Source organism: Pseudoalteromonas sp. L23, assembly GCF_021728455.1.
Lineage (GTDB): Bacteria > Pseudomonadota > Gammaproteobacteria > Enterobacterales > Alteromonadaceae > Pseudoalteromonas.
In genome coordinates this window covers 1-1,783 of sequence record NZ_JAKKCW010000049.1, presented here as the reverse complement: position 1 = coordinate 1,783, position 1,783 = coordinate 1, and the positions used below count along the sequence as shown (strand labels likewise).

Annotated in this window: 1 protein-coding gene; it reads right to left on the bottom strand. The window is 46.3% G+C overall.

Annotated elements, in window-relative coordinates:
• The coding region (locus L3V43_RS23610; RefSeq protein WP_237123954.1) for a condensation domain-containing protein at positions 1-1,783 on the bottom strand (1,783 nt) is incomplete at both ends.

Genomic DNA, 1,783 nt, shown 5'->3' with positions numbered 1-1,783 from the left:
CCAAACATTGCCAATCCTGAGCTATCTCATCCACCGCAACGACTTCCACAGGTAAATCCGGTAACGTCGATTTCAGCCTCTGTTGTGATAACAGCAAAGACATCCCCGTGTCCGTCGCCATATAACGTAATCGTGACTCCGGATAATGTGGGTCTAGTGGCACATAGCCACCCCCTGCTTTCAGGATCGCTAAAATACTGACCACCATCTCTATGGACCTATCCATACAGAGCCCAACCAGTGTGCCTCGCTGCACGTGATGCCTCGTCATTAAATAGCGTGCCAACTGGTTCGATTGCCTATCTAACTCACCATAACTCATCTTGCTGTCACCACACACGACCGCTGTCTGCGTACTCTGTCGCTGAGCTTGCGCGGTAAAGTGGGAAACGATATTGCCCCATGCCTGCGTAGCATTATCACTTCGAGCATTACATTCGTGCACTAACTGCCTAACTTCTTTTGCTGACAGCATGTCTAGCTGAGACAGCGCAATATCCCACTCACCTCGTGTGTCTGCCAGCGCTTCTAATAGCTGCTGTAAATGCGTACTTAATTGTTCTATATGTGCTTCACTAAAGAGGCTCGTATCATAGCTCCAGCTAACGCCACCTCCTTGTTCATCTATGGCTAAGTCAACTTTTAAATCAAACTTTGCTTGCACTATATCTGATTGATAAGGCGCTACTTCTATTCCCGCAAGTTGCAATGGTTGATGCTCATGTAGGCCATAATCTGTATTCGTCGTCACCATAATCTGGAACAAAGGTCCATGGGCACGACTTCTTGGCACTTTCAGCTTTTCTACTAACTGCTCAAATGGAACATCTTGGTGACTTTGACCTGCTAAGTGGGTCGCTCGCACATGGGCATAATATTCCGCTAAGCTGTCATGCTGTGTATTCACCCTCAACACTAAGGTGTTTACAAAGAAGCCGATTAAAGGGGCTAACTCTGCTTGAAGGCGATTCGCAACCGGTGTGCCCATAATGATGTCATGACTATTGCTATGTCTTGATAAGACCAATGACAATGCACCATGTAATAACATAAAAGGAGTCAATTGATGGCGTTTAGCTGCTGCCAATAACGCATCCGCTGTTTGCGCTGAAAACGCTGACACCACCTGAGCACCATGATATTGCTTCTCTGCTGGACGGGGATAATCCAATGTGAGGTTATGCACCGCGGGGGCTTTATCCAACTGCGCTAACCAATAACTGAGCTGTTTATCTAATACCGTATCCGTTATATGCGTTCGCTGCCACTGCGCATAATCTCCATACTGTAACGCCAATTGTGGTAAAGGCTCGGCTTCACCTTGACTATAGGCTTCATACAAACGTACAAACTCATTGGTCAACACCTGCATTGACCAACCATCCGACGCGATATGATGCATATTAAAGAGTAGGACTCCTGTATCCTCTCCGGTCGCCAGATACAATACCTTTAATAGTAAGTCTTCTGCCAAGTTAAACGCGGTGGTGATAACCTCTGATATCCGTGCTTTTATTTGGGCTTGCTGCGCTTCGCCTTGTAACGACCTGAGGTCTTGATATACAACACTAAACGCCACATTTTCAGGTTCATGGATATATTGATACACCACGCCTGCTTCATCATAATAATTGGTTCTTAGCACCTCATGACGCGCAATTATCCGCTGAAAAACACGCTCAACTACAGGCAGCGATAATTCACCTTTTACAGTCAAGGCCACTGGCATGTTGTACTCTGGTGAGCCTCCTTTGAGATGATCTATAAACCATAAACGCTGCTG